Origin of the sequence: Victivallis sp. (genome assembly GCF_048170485.1) — a bacterium.
Classification (GTDB): Bacteria; Verrucomicrobiota; Lentisphaeria; order Victivallales; family Victivallaceae; genus Victivallis.
This window is the reverse complement of the sequence record NZ_DBEXAY010000050.1, coordinates 22,171-38,642: the sequence shown is the minus strand read 5'-3', so window position 1 is coordinate 38,642 and position 16,472 is coordinate 22,171. Positions and strand designations below refer to the sequence as shown.

Here is a 16,472-nt window from a genome sequence, read left to right as displayed (position 1 = left end):
TGAAAAAAATTAGACTTTTCTAATTTCTACCCTTGATTTTTTTATTTTTGCGGTTATTGTATCATACAGACAGCCGGGGCTGTTTTTATTTCGAGATGAAATTAGATTTATCTAATTAAGAAAGAGGAGGAGAAGATGCAGTGTGTTGACCGCCGCCAGTTGTTGTTGAAACATCTGATGATCAAACTTGCTCCGGTGCTCCTGGGCGTGAAACCGGCGGGGATGGTGCGGTTGACCAACTGCGGGCGGATTGGAGGAGGCGTGCAGTGCGACCTCTTCTGTCTGCATCAGCGGGAGATTCTGGAGGCTCTGCATCTGGAGTGCCGGATTCTGCGCAATGACGGCATCGATCTGGTCGTGCTTTTCTTCCGGCGCGCCATGTTGGAGAGGACATTGGCGGCGCCGGAGGCGGCCGGATTTCTGAAAGAATGCGGCTACCCGTCCGGGCAGGGGATGGCCGCGATTCTGGAGGAACTCACGATGCGGTGCCGTCAAGGAGAAAATTTTCCGCATGAGATCGGAATTTTTCTCGGGTACCCGCTGAAAGATGTCCGGGGATTCATCGAGGATCGTCCCGCCTGCCGCACAGTGCCGCGCGGCTTGTGGCGGGTTGCGGGGGATCCGGCGGAGTCCCTGGCGGTGATGGAGAAGTTCCGTTGTGCCGAGGCGGAGATAACCCGGCTGCTCCGGGGAAACGTCACGCCGGCGGAGCTGATGCGACAGATACGCAATGCTGAAACAGCAGCATAAAAAAGAAAGGACCAGCAGAATGAGTAAAATCATTACGGTAATTTACGGTTCCAGCACCGGCAACACCGAACACGCCGCGCAGGCGATCGCCGGCAAGCTCGGGGGCAGGGCGGTCAACATCCGGAACGCTTCCGCCGCGGACTTTCAGGCGGACCTGCTGATTCTCGGCACCTCGACCTGGGGGTGCGGGGAGTTGCAGGATGACTGGATGAACGGCGTTGCGCTGCTGGAGGCCGCGGACCTCTCCGGAAAACTTGTGGCGCTCTTCGGGCTCGGCGACGCGGTCGGATTCGGCGACACCTACCTGAACGGGATGGGCGAACTTGCCGAAAAAGCGGTGGCGCGCGGGGCAAAAATTGTCGGCCGCTGGCCGAGCGAAGGTTATATGCATTCGCTGTCCACAGCGGAAGAGGGCGGCTTTTTCGCCGGACTTGCGCTGGATGACGACAACGAACCCGGGGAAACCGCCGACCGGATTGACCGCTGGTGCGAACAGCTCCGCCGGGAAGCGGCGCTGTAGAAGAAAGAGTTCTCCATGGTTGGCCGCTCTGCCGGAGCCCGGGTGGGACCGGCAGGGCGGTTTTTTCTTTCCGGATTCGAATGCATGTGTGCTTGAAAAAACTCTTTTTCAGGTAATATTAATAGAATGTTGCTCCGGCTCCGGAGGGGCCGTTTTTTTATTTGGAAAGGAACAGCAAAATGCCGATTGAGAATGTGATCTCCGCCGCAATCGTGCGGCAATTTTCCGAAAAACTGCTCTCCAACCTGATCGTCGACGTGGCGATTGTCGGCGGCGGCCCGTCGGCGCTGGTTGCGGCGAAACACATGGCCGACGCCGGGTTGAAGGTGGCGATTTTCGAGCGTAAACTTGCGCCCGGCGGCGGAACCTGGGGCGGCGGCATGCTCTTCAACGAGGTTGTGGTGCAGGAGTCTGCCGTCCACATCCTCAAGGAGTTCGGAATCCGTCATCAGCCGATTGAAGGAAATCCGGGCTACTACACGCTCGATTCGGTGGAGATGGCGTCTGCGCTGATCTACGGAGCGGTCCATGCGGGCGCGAAGATCTTCAACGCGATGAGTGTCGAGGACATCGTCTTCAAAGACGGCAAGGTGAACGGGCTGGTGATCAACTGGACTCCGGTCGAACGGCTCGGCATGCACGTCGACCCGTTGACGGTGATTGCGAGCGCGGTGCTGGACGGCACCGGTCACCCGAGCGAAATCATGCATCTCGCCTGCGAGAAGGCGCAGATCAAGCTTTCCACGCCGACCGGCGGCATCATGGGCGAGAAGCCGATGTGGGTGGATTCCGGCGAAGCTTCGACGGTCGAGAACACGGTCGAATACTTCCCCGGGCTTTTCGCCTGCGGCATGAGCGCGAACAACGTGGCCGGCGGCTACCGGATGGGGCCGATTTTCGGCGGCATGATGCTTTCCGGCGAAAAGGTGGCTTCGCTCATCATCAAATCGCTCGGCAAGTAAGAGTTCCACGATTTTTCGCTCCCGGTTTCCGCAACTGCGGTCGCCGGGATTTTTTTGTCTGCATCCGGCAATCAGTTTTTTACATTTGGGCCACTCCCTGCCGTACCTTCCGGTAGAGCGACGGGGAACGCTCGTGGTAACGTTTGAACTCCCGGGAGAAGTGGAATGGATCTCTGACGCCGATTTTCTCGCAGATTTCGCCGATGGAGAGACTGGTGGATTCGAGCAGCTGTGCCGCCAGTGCATAGCGAATCTCCTGCAGATAATGGTGGGGCGTGATGCCCATCACCTCGCGGAAGCGGCGGGTGAAGGCGTTGGTGGAGAAGTAGAAGCGCTCAGCCAATTCCGAATTTCTCCACGGTTTTTCCGGATGGGCCTGCATGAGTTCACACGCCTGGACAATACGGGAGTCGGATTCGGCGACGATCAGCGCATCGGTCGGAAGCCGGGCGAGCGCGGCGGTAGCCAGGGCGATCGAGGAGAACTGTGCAGCCGGGGAGTTCTCCTGCTGCCGGAGGAGTTCCCGGGTCTGGACCAGCAGATTGCGCAGTGTATCGTCAAGCGGGATGGTGAAAACAGGAGTGCCCTTCACCCGGCAGTTTTCCAGGTGGAAGTGCAGAAAAAGCTGTTCCGGACTGTCCTCGCTGTAGGAGCCCGCCCGGGTCGCCGGTGGAATCAGATAGAGAGAATCGGGCGCAAGTTCGATGCGGGAACCGTCCGGATGGATCAATCCGCTGCCGGGCCGGTCATTGTGATAAAGCCGCCAGTGGATGCCCGGTAACTGTGCGTGATTCCAGTGGGGATCGATCAGCTGAATGTGCGCAACTTCCAGCTGAAATCCGGGGCGAAGAAATGGTGAAATGGTTGTTTTCTTCATCTATTTTATCCTTATATTCATATTCAACCTCTTGTTTATCTTCATCTTTTATGGTATAATAAATATAGCTGGAACATGGTAAAATACAAGAAAGCACTCTCTCTGTGGTGCAGCTTTGTCAGAGCCATTTAAAGTGAATCCGGAGCAAATACACCGGAAAAATAAATCGGAAAGGACAGCTGATGATGAAAAAGAACCCGTCCCCCCGCATGAAATTTTCGTCGCTCCTCCGTCAGAGAGTTCGCAGGTGGCACAGCTTTACTCTTATTGAACTTCTTGTCGTAATTGCAATCATCGCGATTCTGGCCGCGCTGCTGCTGCCGTCGCTGAATGCGGCGAGAGCAAGGGCGACCGCCTCCAGCTGCGCCGCCAATTTGAAGCAGCTGGGACTCGCCCTGAATCTGTATGTCAACGATTACGACGGCTGGCTGCCGAGCAGTCACGTCAACTATTTCTTTACCGGATTGATCTATCCCTACCTGAAAGGGAACGGCGTCACTTCAAATTTCGAGGATTTCAGTGAGTCGACCAGTGCGGTGATCAGCCAGACCCGCAAGGGGGTTTACTTCTGCCCGTCGGTGGAACCGTTTCCCGGTGCGGCGGCGGATGCATGGTATACGGGGAATTACGGAATCACGCAGACAGAGAATCCTGCCGTTTCCTCCGGCGGCTGGGTTTACGGAAACTCCTCCTGGGCTGCCCAGTACAACCGCAAACTGGCGAAGATTCGGCCCCGGGTCGCGCTGCTGGGAGACCAGCGCTATGCGAACCTGTTGAGTGTCGGAACACGTTCCTATTACCGTCCCAATCATCTTCATGTAAATGCATCCAATTGCGATGCGATAACTGTTTTAGCCGCGAGGAGTTATCAACGTCCAAACTGGATCCACAGGAACAGTGCCAATTTCCTCTTCGTGGACGGCCATGTGCAGAACATCTCCGATCCCCGGGGAAGAGAAGGCGATGAGCTGATTTTCGACAAGTATTACGCTTTGAGATGAGATGATTCGGGAAACATGGTCCCCCCTTTGAAATCAAGAAAGGAAAATGTGGTATGAAACATTTGTTGACGATGGCACTGTTGTTCGCCGGCCTGCTGGCCATGGCGGAGTATGGGAAAGGAAAATTGTTATACAGCATGGACTTTCATTCTCCGGAGGAATTCCGGAAATGGAGCGGCAAAAGCAGCAGCATGATCGAAGACGGCGCGCTACATATCCGGGGCAATCAAATTCTGGTGCGAAAAATTGACCCGACATTGATCCGGGGAACCGTCTGGATCGAGGCGGAAATGAAGGTGGAACGCATTCCCAAACCGGAGAAGCCCTACTGGGGAGCCAAAGCCATGCTGGTGATCGAGGAGGCCAACGGCCGCAAGAGTTATCCGGAACCGGCGGGCATCCCCCGTTACGGCACGACGGGCTGGAAAACCTGCACTCTGCTGCTGAAAATGCCGGAACAGGTGAAATCCATTCAGCTGTGGATGGGAATTCAGAACGCTACCGGAGATTATTGGCTCCGGCGGTTCCAGATCTATCAGGCGGTGGAGGGCAAAGATTCCGCCGCCCAGTACAAAATGCCCGATACCGCAGCGATTCCCCGAGGCAATTTCAAAGGAGCCAGATATCGGGGATTCATGAGCGGCAACGATCTCTCCGAAGAGGCATTTCAGCAGCTGGCGGCGTGGAAGGCGAATCTGCTGCGATACCAGATGCAGCCGGGGAAGCGCGACATCTCCGACCGCGGGAAATATCTCGAGTGGATCGATGCCGAAATCGAGAAGATCGACCGGCTGCTCCCGCTCTGCGAAAAATACGGAATCAAACAGGTTCTCGATCTGCATCGCGGTCCGGCCGGGAGTAAAAAAAGTGCGGTTTCCAGCAACATCATCACCGATCCCGACGAGGTGATTGCACAGCTGGAACAGGCCTGGCGGAAATTGGCGGAACACTACCGCGACAATCCGTTGATCTACGGGTATGATATTTTAAATGAACCGCAGGCCGCCGGACTCATTTCCGGCGATGTACATCCCTGGTTCACGATCAGCCGCCGGATCGTCAAGGCGATTCGCGAGGTCGATCCGGCAACACCGATCATTGTAGAAGCGGATTTGGATAACTGGAGGAAATTCCACAAGATCGACGATCCGAACATCATCTACAGCACCCACACCTATGCTCCGGTCGACTACACCCATCAGGGCGTGCTGAAGGCCACTCCGTTCACCTGGCGCTATCCCGGCGTCATTCAGGGGGAGTACTGGAACAAGGAGAAGCTCCGGGAGGATTTGAAGGATGTCATTCTCTTTCAGAAAAAGTATCAGGTGCCGGTCTTCATCGGAGAATTCAGCGTAATCTCCTGGGCGGAGGGCGCGGATCAGTATCTGAAAGATTTGATCGAACTGTTCGAGGAGTACGGCTGGGACTGGACCTTTCATGCCTACCGGGAGTTCCCCGGCTGGAGCATCGAACATGAATCGCCCCGGCGCGGATCGTTCCGGAAATCCGCCGACAATCCGCGGAAACAGGTTCTGCTCGACGCCCTGAGGAAAAACGGGAAGGGAGGAGAGAAGTAACCGTATGAGTTTTTCTTTTCGCCAGATTCATCTGGATTTCCACACTTCCGGAGAGATTCCCGACGTCGGCACGGCGTTCGACAAGAGCGAATTTCAACGTACGTTGAGGGAGGCGGCAGTCGATTCGATCACCTGCTTCTCCCTTTGCCACCACGGCTACAGCTATCATCCAACGAAGGTCGGCACGATGCATCCCGCTCTTTCGTTCAATCTCCTCCGGGCTCAGATTGATGCCGCGCACGAGGTCGGAATCCGGGTTCCAGTTTATCTCTCCGCCGGCGGGAATGAATTCTGCGCGCAGACTCATCCGGAATGGCGCGAAATCAACCCACCCGGCATCTCGCCGTGGGGAGCACAGTCTCTTTTCGAACCGGGTTTTCACAAGCTCTGTTTCAACAGCGGATATCTCGATCATCTCTGTGCGATGATCGAGGAGGTGATGGTGCTCTTTCCGGATGCCGATGGTATCTTTCTCGATATCGTGCTGCAACGGCAGTGCTGCTGCCCGAACTGTCTGCACGACATGTTTCGCCTCGGCCTGGAACCGGAACGGGAGGAGGATCGGCAACGTTTCAGCCGGAAAGTGTTGGAACGCTACTATGCGCGGACGGTTGAAGCGGTCCGGAAACACGATCCCGGAATGCCGATTTTCCACAACTCCGGCGGGATTGACCGTAGCCGTCCCGAACTTCTGCAGAAATACTTTTCCCACCTCGAACTGGAAAGTCTGCCGACCGGTGGCTGGGGATACGACTTCTTCCCTCTCTCCGCCGGATTCGCCCGTAAAACCGGTCTGCATTTTGTCGGAATGACCGGTAAATTCCACGGCGGTTGGGGGGAGTTCGGCAGTTTCAAACACCCTAACGCGCTTCGGTACGAGTGCGCACTGGCTCTGGCCAACGGGGCCGGAATCAGCATTGGCGATCAGCTTCACCCCGATGGACGGCTGGATGAATCCACCTATCGGATTATCGGCGCCGCCTATCGAGAGGTGCGCGAGAAAGAACCGTATTGCCGCGGTGCGAAGAACCGGGCTGAAATTGCACTCATTTCCGCCGCTTCCTGCAATCTGCCGGATGGAAACGAGTTCGACATCGGCGCCTCCCGCTTTCTGCTGGAAAGTCATTTCCTGTTCGATCTGCTCCATCCGGAGATGGATTTCTCCAGTTACACTCTGGTTATCTTTCCGGACGCGATGGAGTGGAGTGGTGAACTGGTTGAACGGATTAACCGTTATCTCGCTTCCGGCGGAAAGATTCTGCTTTCCGGGCGTTCTTTGCTGCAGGCTCCGTTCGATCTCGGAGCGGAGATTGTCGGACCGGAAGAGTTTTCTGTCTGCTACCTTCTGCCGCCGAAGGAGTTCTCTCCTGATTTTCTCACCACTCCATTTGTCCTGTATTCCGGAGCGGTTCGGCTGAAGGTGCGCCGCGGCATATCCGCAGGAAGCGTGTTCGACCCCTATTTCGAACGGACGCTGGAGCACTTCTGCAGCCACCGGCAGACGCCGAACCGGCCGGAACAATCCGGCTGGGATTTCGGGGTGGTGAGCGACTCCGGTGCCGCGCTCGCCTGTCCGGTCTTCCGCGAATACCGACAGAATGGACAGGCGGTGCTTCGAATCCATCTGGCGAAGATTGTCGACTCCCTGCTCGGATCACGGCGGATCATCCGTACTTCTCTACCGAGTGTCGCACGCGTCTTCGTCATGGACGCCCCGGAGGAGAACCGGGAGATCATTCATCTGCTCTTCGCGCCGATCGTCAAGCGTGGAACCGGCGTCGAAATCATCGAGGACCTGACGCCGCTGCGGAATATCGAGGTGGAGTTTTCTCCCCGTCGTCCGGTGAAACGGGTTCTGCTGGTGCCGGAGGACAGGGCGCTGTCGTTTGATTCGACTCCCGGCGGCAGGATCCGCTTCCGGGTGGAGGAGTTTACCTGCCACGCCATGATTTCGTTGGAGTCATGATGCAAAAAAGCCCGGCGGGGAAATAATTTCCCGGCCGGGCAGGGGAGTTTCTCTGGCGTTATTCGCCGAAGTATTTCTGCTCCATCAGAATCTGCTCGATCAGCTTGATCTGGGTCAGCATCAGCGGCGCGGAATAGATCGCCCGCTTCTCCGCGATTCCGCCCTTCGCCATCGCCTCCTCCAGCATCCGGTTGGCGAGGTAGAGGTCGTCGAGCGTCTCACGGACGTTGAACCGCCCCGGACTGGTCGGCAGCGGAGGCCAGCGCGAATCCGAAACGTAGGCGCTGGTGACCGCCTTCATCGCCTTTTCCAGCTCCGGCGTGTTGCCGAGGTGCTTCCGCAGCGCGGTCACGCCGTCGAAGATCGAACGGCAGACCGGGTCGAGAATCCGCGAGTAACTGGTGTTCGCCCAGGCTTTGGCGGTGCCGCCGTGCCACGCCACACCGTTTTCGATGTTCTCGATGAGATCGTTTTCAATCACCGTCTCCGCCGAGCGGATCACCTCCGCCGGGGTGGAGAGTTCGTAGCCCACCTCCTTGGCCATGTCGAGCAGTTCGCGGAACCGGTTCACGCTGGCCGGTTCCGGCTCGAAGAAGCGCGCCTGGTTGAACTGCTTCACGTAGAAGTAGGCGGAGCTGCCGATGTATTCGGCGTCTTCGGCGTAGGGCATGATGAAACTGCCGGACTTCGCAATCCGCGGCTGCCACTTGAGGAACATCTCCCGGATTTCGTCGAGCGAAACCGGGTCCTTGCGCATCCCCTCCGTCGCTCCCATCAGATACCAGAGCATCGGGTTGGCCATGCAGTCGCTGCGGAAGATCATCTTCAGCCCGTTCGGTGCAACCGAGGGATTGGTGAGATACCGCAGAAATTCCGGCTTGTCCTTGATGTACTCCTCGATCTTGAAGAGGTGGTTCTTGTTGCTGTGGCCCTGCACGTCGTACTTGAGGCCGGTCGCTTCGCGGATTTCCGGGAAGGAGAGGAAGAAGCTGTCGGCATCCATCACCAGCGATTTGAAGCCCGCCTCCAGATAGGCGTCGGGGAGCCAGCCGGCCCAGCCGCACTCCGGATTCCAGCCGGTTTCGGGACGCACGCCGGTGTATTTCTCCCAGGCGTCGAGCCCGTGGCGGAGCGTGTCGATGCCGATCTCCGGCGGAATGTTGGTCAGCATCACGTGGATGAAGGGCGAACCGATCGGTTCGATCTTTCCCTCGTGGATCAGGCCGGAGAGCAGATCGAGCACCGCGGGCGCTTCGTCGTGCATCACTTCGAGGGTCCGCCCCGAGGCTTCGAAGGCAATCCGATAGTCTCCGTCACGCACCAGCTCGAAGAGCGGCCGGTAGCAGTTCTCGCACACCCAGGCGCGGCGCGCCGGATCGAGCTGCGAGTACTGAATGTTCGCATGCGGCATGAAGATGATCTGCGGTTTCTTCGACATAAATAAATCTCCTGTTGCGTTGGACTTTTACTGCAATGTTACCGGAACTGCTTCAAATACGCCAGACTGCGCCGCAGTCCGTCTTCGACGTCGCCGGGCAGCTCATATTCGATCAGAGCCGGGCCGGTGTAGTCGGCGAGCGCCGCCATCAGCGCCGGCCAGTCCAGCCGCCCTTCGCCGCAGGCCGCTGGGAGAACTCCTCCTTCGACACTGCGGAAATCCTTCAGATGGACATATTTGATTGCGTTTTTAAAACGGGTGTAGAATGCGACCGGATCGGTTGCTCCGACCGCGGCGAAGTTCGCCGGATCGTAGTTGATCGATACGCCGGTGGAAAGGATGTCATCCCACCAGTCGATCCGGGTGGTGGCGCTGGCGAAGTGGACCAGCGCGTCGCCGTTGGTCATGACGCCGCCGTGAGTTTCAACCGCGAGCGTGACGCCCCGGGGCACGGCGTATTCCGCGGCGGAGCGGAGACAGTCGATCATCCGCCCGAACCGGGGGCCAGCCACTTCGCTGTCCGACCGGAATCCGGCGAAGATGCGGAGGAACTTCACGCCGAGTTTCGAAGCGATGTCGATCACGGTTTTGACTTTGGTCAGCTGTTCGGCCGCGTCGTCTCCGGTGAAATCATTCCCGGTGCAGGCGCAGTCGAGCCGGACATTGTAACGGCGGAAAAGCTCCGCCACTTCGGCGATCTTCTTCTCATCCGCGTCGAGCTGAAGATAGTCCCGGTCGTAACCGGCGATGGAGAGCTCGAGCAACTCGAGACCCATCGCGGCAGTGATGGCAAGCTGTTGTTCCAGCGGGGTTTCGCGCAATCCCCATGCGGCGTTGCCGAGCTGCATTTACAGGTCCCTCCAGTCGAAGAGGATCTTGAAGACGTTGGCACCGTGTTTCGACTGATACTCAAACGCCTCCTTCGCCTTGGCGGCCGGCCAGATTTCGATCGGCAGGTGCTTGGTGACGAACTTGCCTTCACTCATCCACTTGAGGATTTCCGGCTTGCCGCGCCATTTGATCGCGCAGGTCATCGACATGTTGACGTTCTTGACGAACCAGCGGTGGTAGTGGTCGAAGACCAGTTTTTCCGGATAATCACCGTTGAGATGGATGTGGCCCGGTTCATCGTCGTCGTTCCAGCCGCCGTCCTTGATGTATTTCCAGAGCACGCCGGGCACGATCGGATTGCCGGAGCATTCGATGATCTTGTCGGCCTTTTTGCCGTTGGTGATGTCGAGCAGCTGGCGGATTCCTTCGTCGCCGAAGGGGATGACGTAGTCGGCGTATTTTTCGGCGATGGCGCGCCGGAAGGGGTTGGGTTCGACGCTGATTACCGTGATGCCGGGGCACTTGATCTTCAGAATCTGAACCGCGCTCAGTCCGACCATGCCGGCCCCGAAGACCAGCACCACGTCGGTGGGACGCAGATGGAAGCGTTCAATTCCCTTGAGAGGAACGCAGGCGAGATAGGCGAGCACCGCGTCGGTGTCCGAGACATTGTCCGGCACCTTGCAGAGCGGGTCGCCCGCGCCGCCGGCGTTGTCGGAGTCCTTGTGGACCAGCAGCGTGCCGCCGCCCCACGCGGCGCAGCAGTCGCCGTATTTGCGGCATTCGTTGATCATGACCCGGTCGCCCTTGTGGAGCCCGGGCGCGTAGCTGCCCTCTTCGACGATGACGCCCATGTTCTCATACCCGGGAACCAGCGGATAATAGCACTGCTCCGGGTGCTGCATGCCGTGGTAGGTCTTCATGTCGGTACCGGTGCTGATCGCGCTGAACATGGTGCGCGCGACAACCGTATCCTCCCGTTTCGGTGTGAGGGTTACTTCCCGGAACGCCGCCTCGCCGGGGCGTTCGATCACGGTGGCCATCGTCTTGACGTTTGACATTTTTCACCTCTCGTTTGTTGGTGTGGTTTTTATATGGTTATATTATATCACGCAAACCGGGAATGTCAAGCGGAATCCGGTACCGGAATCGAGGTTCCACGCCGTGGCACATGAAAAAGACGGTGAGAGACAGGAGGAGAACGGCATGGTTCGCCAGCACCTTTCCCCGTCGGTAGAACTTTTTATGGAAAGATTGATATAAGTTCCTTTGCGTTAGTCGATCTCATCGCTTGCCGATTGCAAGTCTCGAAATCGATTTTGTGCGGAGCTTGATATTGCAAGGCCGGATGAATCCGCTTGGCGTTGTATACCGGGGAGGAATCTTTGAAAAATCACGCAAACAGAGCCCAATGAGTATGAATGGTCCTCAAATTACACCGTTTTGAAAGGTATTGGAACTCGTGTATGGATTTTCATATTAAGGTGCAAAGTAGATCGTTTGCACACCGTTTAGAAGCCCTGCAAAGTTATCCGGCCCGTGATCTCCTGAAAAGATTAGTTTCGGCAGGAAATCATGGCGAACCATGGCCTGACATTTTTCCTGAATATAGGCGATGTCATTTGCTGAAATTTCGTCGCTGGCAACCACAATGCGATCCGGATCGAGCAATGCGGTGATGGGGCGCAGCATTTGCAGAACCATATTGGCTAGACCGTATTTTTCTCGCAGGCGCCTGCGTTGCTCGTCCCAGTCCTGATTCTGGATATAAAGAACTTCGCCGGCGAAACCACGGCAACCTTGAAAAAGTTGTCCGTTCAGGACCAGTCCGCAGCCGGGGAGGTTCCCGCGGGGAAAGGCGATGTAGGCAAAGGTATCTGTTTCGCCTCGGTGCTTTTGGGCATAGCCCCAGGCGCTGAGGTTGATATCATTCTCAATGTACAGGGAAAGATCAAGCCGCTGCTGGAGCAAGGTTTGTAAATCGAGGTCGGTCAGCTCCTCCATATCGCTCCAGCAGGCGGTTTTCCCGTTGCGTACCGCGCCCGGATAGGAGATGCCGATGGCCTTTATGCCGGGATTGGCCCTGACAGTTTCCTGGAGCAACTCCCCCAGAAATTCAACGCTTACAGTGTTTACAAAATATTTTTCTCGGGAGAGAACGGTGCCTCCCACGTCGGTTACGAGAATGGAAATGCTCTTTTGCAGGTTCTCACATTGGAGCAGCACAATCGCAAAAAGCACGAAAGTCCGGCAGTATTGGAAGCGACAGGCGGGGCGTCCGCCGTCGGATATGCCGTGAGAAAGCTTGATCGCTTCTCCGGACGCCAGCATGTCGATCAGGATATTGTAGCAGGTGGATCGGCTTAGACCGGTTGCGGCTGCAAGGGCTTCTTTCGTCCATGCATCTTCAGTCAACATCACATTTCGGATCAGGTTGTGATTGGATTTTCGCAACTGTGCGGTCGTTTGTTTCTTCATGCAGTATGCTTCCTTTTTTCTGCCGGATCCAGCATTCCCAATAAATTATCGCCGAAAACACAATAAGGCAAGCAGGAACGACAAGAATTGCGCCTTTCAGCCCGAAATGGTCCCCTGTGACCCCCATTAACCAGGAAAAGAATCCGCAACCGGGAATGCCCAGAGCAGAATAATAGACATAGAGCATAGTGGAGTTGCAGCGGGGGAGTGTGATGACTCCATAAATCTGCGTGGTGGGCCAGAACGGCGCGATGCCGATGCCCGCGAGCAGAAGCAGGAGGAACAAGAGAGGGAACAGCAGCCAGTCAGGCAGCAACCCAGGATGCAGAAAGGCGAGCAACACGGTGACCGGAATCGTTCCGAGCCCTGCCGACAGTAGAATATAGCGCAACGTATGGGGGCGCGCAATATAGCCGAAGCCGGCCCGGCCGAAAAACATTCCGATCGCAATGACGCCGGTGCCGAGGCTTGCCACCCAGGCGCTGGTGTGAAAGGTCAATTCGATGTAGGCGGTTGCCCAGAAGGTGAGGCCGAACTCCGCTCCTGCTCCGAAAAACATTGCCGCACTGCAGATCCAGAAACGCGGTTCGCGGGCAATTTCCTGCGTATAGTGCCAGACGTCCCTCGGGGCGGTTTTGACCGCAGCCTCAGGATATTTATGCCGGGGATTTTCACGCCACAGGAACAGCACGGAGACGAATCCGGTCAGGAACCCGATCGCGCCGAGCACGATGCGCCAGTTTACCCCCAGGGTCAGCAACCCTCCCGCGACGATTACTACGAGACAGATTCCGACGGACCAGAAGGAGTGGGCGATATTGACATACCGTTCCGGCGCTTTGGGGTGCAGGTCCTGAACGAAGGGAGTCAGGATCCCTTCGCAGATGCCTTCGCCGAATCCGGCCAGCATCAGGCAGGGCAGCAACATCCAGTATGCGGAAGTGAAGGCGCAGAGCATGATGCCGGTCCCGACGAGAATCATGGTGTACCCCATGGTAAGGCGCTTTCCCAGACGGGCAGAGATCATACCGCAAACCAGAAGCGCTGCCACCATGAAAATGCTTCGGGTGGCGTGCAACGCACCGCCGGCCGCCATCCCCCCCTGATCCAGCGGAAAATTCAATGAATTTCCCATCGCCACGATCATCAGAGGAATCGCTAATGAGCAGACCGAATACATGGTGAATGCCGAGAATCCCGCGTAATCATAACGCCCGAGTTGCAAATTCCGATGAGTCATAACATGTCCTTTTGTTTTTACTTGTGTCAATAGTTGTTAAAAGTGTAATATATCATTTCTCAAGAAAACAACAAATGCGCAGCAGTTAATATTCCGTTTTTTTCGCTGAAACAGTCTAAACCTTCTGTTGCAGCATAGAATGGGCGAAGTATTGTTGCAAAACAGGCCGGAATTCAATTTTTCTGCCCACGTCAGAAGGTTACTGAATTATAAAGAAGTTGTACTCGACGTGAGTCTTGCCACTGAGCCCTGAATAGTGTTTTCTCTCATTCGAAGGCAAATTGTGTCATTTTCGATGAGGATGCATGAAGTTGTAAAATTCTGCTGTTTTTCATAATATCGGAATTAAGGAACTTTACTCCAACGAGCTGCTTTGTTCCCGGAGACAACTGCACATTAAGATTTCCGGAGGATATTTTCCGGAGTCGCGCGAAGTCGGTGAACGGATCACTTCACGGAGAGGAGTTTCAGGCCGACGATGCCCGAAACGATCAGCAGAAGACATAAAATCCGCAGTATGGCGGTCGACTCCCCGAAGAAGATCATGCCGACGATGACGGTCCCGACAGTTCCGATGCCGGTCCAGACGGCGTAGGCGGTGCCGAGCGGCAGGGTGCGCATGGCCAGCGCGAGGCACCCCAGGCTGGCGAGCATGGCTGCCGCGGTAAGAAGGGAGGGGATGAGCCGGGTGAAGCCGTGGGAATATTTCATTCCTACCGCCCAGAAAATTTCCAGTATTCCGGCGATGCACAACCAGATCCAGTTCATGACACCTTTTCCTCGCAAGCGACGTTCCGTTGAAGAAGAGGTAATATATCACGGGAAAAGCTCTTTTCAATCAACTTTTTCCCTGGCGGAGCAATTTGCTTTTTGCGCTTCTGCGTGATACACTATAGCAAAAACGGTTCAGGAGATCTGATATGAAAATTTCCATCCTTTACTACAGTTTGACCGGACACACCCGCGAAATGGCGGAGGTGATTGCCGAGGGTGTTCGCACGGTGCCGGATGTCGAGGTGAAGCTTTTTCCGCTCGATGCGATCGACAAGGAATTTCTGGCCGCCAGCAGTGCGGTGTTCTTCGGCACTCCGACCTACCTTGCCAGCACCTGCTGGCAGTGGAAGAAGTGGTTCGACGAGCCGGCGCCCTGTTCGCTCGGCGGCAAGCTGGGGGCGGTATTCGCCACTGCGAATTTTGCGCAGGGCGGGGCGGATATCGCGATTCAGACCCTGATCACCCACATGATGGTCAAGGGGATGCTGGTCTACTCCGGCGGCGGCGCCTGCGGACAGCCTTACATCCACCTCGGCGCGGTTGCGCTCAAGGAGAATTTCGAGGCGAGCAAACCCATGTTCCGCATTTTCGGGGAGCGGGTGGCGCGCAAGGCAAAGGAGATTTTCCCGGCGGCAAAATAGCATTGTCCGGCGGCAAGTTGCGGAGAAGTTGCATGGATCCGATCAGCCTGTTCACCCGGTATTCGACGAATGAGAACAGAATCACCAACTACTGCATGTTGTTTCTGCGCCTCATGACGGAAGAAAATCCGCTGTTTCTCCGGGATCTCTTCAAAAGAATCCTGCCTCTGGACAGGATTCCGCGGTTCGGAATTATATTTTCACAGCAGCAGAAGAATGAGGCGGGCAGCATTCCGGACGGGGTGATCGTGCAGGCGCCGGTCTGCATTCATTTTGAGTTCAAGACGTCAGACTGGTTTCATCTGGATCAGCTCCGGAATCATGCGGACGGGCTGAGAACGCTCTGTGAGGGGACGGATCGGGCTTTGATTCTTGTCTCTTCCTCTTTTAAGGAGAAGACGTTACAGGATGTCGAATCGTTGCGGAAAAACTATCCGTTCCCGATTGCGGCGGTATCCTATTACGATCTCTTGCGGGCGATGCAGGAGGTGGACGATCTGTCGAAGGGGCTGAAGGAGCATTGGAAGGAGTTCCGCTGTTTTCTGGAAGACGAGGGGCTGCTGTACAAAGGGGAACTTATCCCGCACCACCGGATGCTCGGGGTCAAACTGTCACAGACCTATCAGGAGGCGGCGTACGATCCGGCCATTCTGTATGAACGGACCAGGAAGGCTTGGCGGCTGGATCAAGCCCGGCTCGGTACCATTGAATATGTGCTTTGCGTCTATCGCGGCATCGTCCGGGAGATATACCGGCCGCTCGCCTGGCATCGACAGGAGGATGGGCGGATGTTCTTCGACGGAGTGATAGAAAGCGATCCCTCCATCCGGGCCGCCTACCTCTACCGGGAGGTGAAGGCTCCCGGCCGGAATGCGACCTTCTACCTGATTCCAGAGGAAAAATAGAGATGTGCTGTGCCCGCTTCCTTGTTCCCGTGGATTGTTCTGGACAAAATTCCAATCGAAAGAATCCCGTTGCTAAACCCTACCAGAGCCTTGACTGGGCTGATCGACGGGGGGATGCTTTGTCCTTCCGGTGATTGTTCAAACTCTTTCAACTCCAGTTTCCGAAAACAGCAGAAGCCGTGATGGAACGGGGTGGCTCGACACGACAATATATGAGTACTGGCAAGCTTTACGGGGCTTCGGTCGCCCGGTTTTTATTCAGGGATTACTTGTGCGGATTCTTGTAGAGTTCCGGATGCTTCGCCAACCACTCTTCGTATGATTTCATGGTCTCCGGAGACGGAACAAAGCCTTCGTTCCTGACTCTCCAGTCGATATATCGCATGCTTCTCTCATGCAGTTCCGCATTGAATCTTTTTCCCGCGGGCGTGGAGGCAAACGCAGCAGCCCGAAGTTTGTCCCTTCGCGTCGGTTCATGCCACTCTTCCTGCATTTTCACACCTCCACAATAG

At 56.2% G+C, this 16,472-nt stretch carries 15 protein-coding genes; 8 read left to right on the top strand and 7 right to left on the bottom strand.

Annotated elements, in window-relative coordinates; translation table 11 throughout:
- Positions 1 to 135: 135 nt before the first annotated feature.
- The 3 genes from ACMLHG_RS02755 to ACMLHG_RS02745 all read left to right on the top strand — a co-directional run bounded on the left by ACMLHG_RS02755 (position 136) and on the right by ACMLHG_RS02745 (position 2,232).
- Positions 136 to 750 (top strand): DUF3793 family protein, encoded by a 615-nt coding sequence (locus ACMLHG_RS02755; RefSeq protein ID WP_294435916.1) that lies wholly within the window; start codon positions 136 to 138, stop codon positions 748 to 750.
- Positions 751 to 769: 19 nt separating this feature from the next.
- A complete protein-coding gene (locus ACMLHG_RS02750) occupies positions 770 to 1,270 on the top strand; it encodes a flavodoxin (protein ID WP_295806381.1) in 501 nt (166 codons plus the stop codon).
- Positions 1,271 to 1,455: 185 nt separating this feature from the next.
- Positions 1,456 to 2,232, top strand: coding sequence for a sulfide-dependent adenosine diphosphate thiazole synthase (locus ACMLHG_RS02745; RefSeq protein WP_366943123.1), 777 nt, complete (start codon positions 1,456 to 1,458; stop codon positions 2,230 to 2,232).
- 79 nt (positions 2,233 to 2,311) lie between these two features.
- On the opposite strand, the gene ACMLHG_RS02740 is transcribed toward ACMLHG_RS02745, so the two are convergent.
- A complete protein-coding gene (locus tag ACMLHG_RS02740) occupies positions 2,312 to 3,109 on the bottom strand; it encodes a helix-turn-helix domain-containing protein (RefSeq protein WP_417169467.1) in 798 nt (265 codons plus the stop codon).
- Between the two features lie 182 nt (positions 3,110 to 3,291).
- Between ACMLHG_RS02740 and ACMLHG_RS02735 the strand changes: the two genes are divergently transcribed.
- From ACMLHG_RS02735 to ACMLHG_RS02725, 3 genes are read left to right on the top strand one after another with little or no spacing between them, the layout of a single operon-like run.
- Positions 3,292 to 4,110 carry a DUF1559 domain-containing protein gene (locus ACMLHG_RS02735; RefSeq protein WP_417169466.1) on the top strand — a complete coding sequence of 273 codons (819 nt, stop codon included), beginning with the start codon at positions 3,292 to 3,294 and terminating at the stop codon, positions 4,108 to 4,110.
- 53 nt (positions 4,111 to 4,163) lie between these two features.
- Complete coding sequence (locus ACMLHG_RS02730) at positions 4,164 to 5,687, top strand: glycoside hydrolase family 5 protein (RefSeq protein ID WP_417169465.1); 1,524 nt, start codon at positions 4,164 to 4,166, stop codon at positions 5,685 to 5,687.
- Positions 5,688 to 5,691: 4 nt separating this feature from the next.
- Positions 5,692 to 7,653, top strand: a complete 1,962-nt coding sequence (locus ACMLHG_RS02725) for a beta-galactosidase (RefSeq protein WP_417169464.1) — start codon at positions 5,692 to 5,694, stop codon at positions 7,651 to 7,653.
- A gap of 58 nt (positions 7,654 to 7,711) precedes the next feature.
- On the opposite strand, the gene ACMLHG_RS02720 is transcribed toward ACMLHG_RS02725, so the two are convergent.
- From ACMLHG_RS02720 to sugE, 6 genes are all read right to left on the bottom strand, one after another.
- Positions 7,712 to 9,091: a glycoside hydrolase family 57 gene (locus tag ACMLHG_RS02720; RefSeq protein ID WP_417169463.1), complete on the bottom strand. Its 1,380-nt coding sequence runs from the start codon at positions 9,089 to 9,091 to the stop codon at positions 7,712 to 7,714.
- 38 nt (positions 9,092 to 9,129) lie between these two features.
- On the bottom strand, positions 9,130 to 9,939 hold the full coding sequence (locus ACMLHG_RS02715; protein WP_417169462.1) for a sugar phosphate isomerase/epimerase family protein: 810 nt from the start codon (positions 9,937 to 9,939) through the stop codon (positions 9,130 to 9,132).
- Entirely contained in the window at positions 9,940 to 10,983 is a 1,044-nt protein-coding gene (locus tag ACMLHG_RS02710) for a zinc-dependent alcohol dehydrogenase (protein WP_294435905.1), read from the bottom strand.
- Positions 10,984 to 11,401: 418 nt separating this feature from the next.
- Entirely contained in the window at positions 11,402 to 12,400 is a 999-nt protein-coding gene (locus ACMLHG_RS02705) for an ROK family protein (RefSeq protein ID WP_417169461.1), read from the bottom strand.
- Entirely contained in the window at positions 12,330 to 13,640 is a 1,311-nt protein-coding gene (locus ACMLHG_RS02700; protein ID WP_417169460.1) for an MFS transporter, read from the bottom strand. The genes ACMLHG_RS02705 and ACMLHG_RS02700 overlap by 71 nt, the downstream gene beginning before the upstream one ends.
- Positions 13,641 to 14,087: 447 nt before the next feature.
- A complete protein-coding gene (gene sugE / locus ACMLHG_RS02695; protein ID WP_417169459.1) occupies positions 14,088 to 14,408 on the bottom strand; it encodes a quaternary ammonium compound efflux SMR transporter SugE in 321 nt (106 codons plus the stop codon).
- Between the two features lie 152 nt (positions 14,409 to 14,560).
- On the opposite strand from sugE, the gene ACMLHG_RS02690 reads away from it, so the two are divergent.
- Both ACMLHG_RS02690 and ACMLHG_RS02685 read left to right on the top strand, forming a co-directional pair.
- Positions 14,561 to 15,055, top strand: coding sequence for a flavodoxin family protein (locus ACMLHG_RS02690; protein ID WP_417169458.1), 495 nt, complete (start codon positions 14,561 to 14,563; stop codon positions 15,053 to 15,055).
- A 32-nt stretch (positions 15,056 to 15,087) separates the two neighbouring features.
- Positions 15,088 to 15,960 (top strand): hypothetical protein, encoded by an 873-nt coding sequence (locus tag ACMLHG_RS02685; RefSeq protein ID WP_417169457.1) that lies wholly within the window; start codon positions 15,088 to 15,090, stop codon positions 15,958 to 15,960.
- The last annotated feature ends 512 nt before the right edge of the window (positions 15,961 to 16,472 follow it).

Coding starts and splice junctions, on each gene's coding strand:
- ACMLHG_RS02720 (WP_417169463.1), bottom strand. CDS start 9,091: ATGTCGAAGAAACCGCAGATCATCTTCATGCCGCATGCGAACATTCAG.
- ACMLHG_RS02690 (WP_417169458.1), top strand. CDS start 14,561: ATGAAAATTTCCATCCTTTACTACAGTTTGACCGGACACACCCGCGAA.
- ACMLHG_RS02685 (WP_417169457.1), top strand. CDS start 15,088: ATGGATCCGATCAGCCTGTTCACCCGGTATTCGACGAATGAGAACAGA.
- ACMLHG_RS02735 (WP_417169466.1), top strand. CDS start 3,292: ATGATGAAAAAGAACCCGTCCCCCCGCATGAAATTTTCGTCGCTCCTC.
- ACMLHG_RS02755 (WP_294435916.1), top strand. CDS start 136: ATGCAGTGTGTTGACCGCCGCCAGTTGTTGTTGAAACATCTGATGATC.
- ACMLHG_RS02700 (WP_417169460.1), bottom strand. CDS start 13,640: ATGACTCATCGGAATTTGCAACTCGGGCGTTATGATTACGCGGGATTC.
- ACMLHG_RS02705 (WP_417169461.1), bottom strand. CDS start 12,400: ATGAAGAAACAAACGACCGCACAGTTGCGAAAATCCAATCACAACCTG.
- ACMLHG_RS02740 (WP_417169467.1), bottom strand. CDS start 3,109: ATGAAGAAAACAACCATTTCACCATTTCTTCGCCCCGGATTTCAGCTG.
- ACMLHG_RS02715 (WP_417169462.1), bottom strand. CDS start 9,939: ATGCAGCTCGGCAACGCCGCATGGGGATTGCGCGAAACCCCGCTGGAA.
- ACMLHG_RS02710 (WP_294435905.1), bottom strand. CDS start 10,983: ATGTCAAACGTCAAGACGATGGCCACCGTGATCGAACGCCCCGGCGAG.
- ACMLHG_RS02730 (WP_417169465.1), top strand. CDS start 4,164: ATGAAACATTTGTTGACGATGGCACTGTTGTTCGCCGGCCTGCTGGCC.
- ACMLHG_RS02725 (WP_417169464.1), top strand. CDS start 5,692: ATGAGTTTTTCTTTTCGCCAGATTCATCTGGATTTCCACACTTCCGGA.
- sugE (WP_417169459.1), bottom strand. CDS start 14,408: ATGAACTGGATCTGGTTGTGCATCGCCGGAATACTGGAAATTTTCTGG.
- ACMLHG_RS02750 (WP_295806381.1), top strand. CDS start 770: ATGAGTAAAATCATTACGGTAATTTACGGTTCCAGCACCGGCAACACC.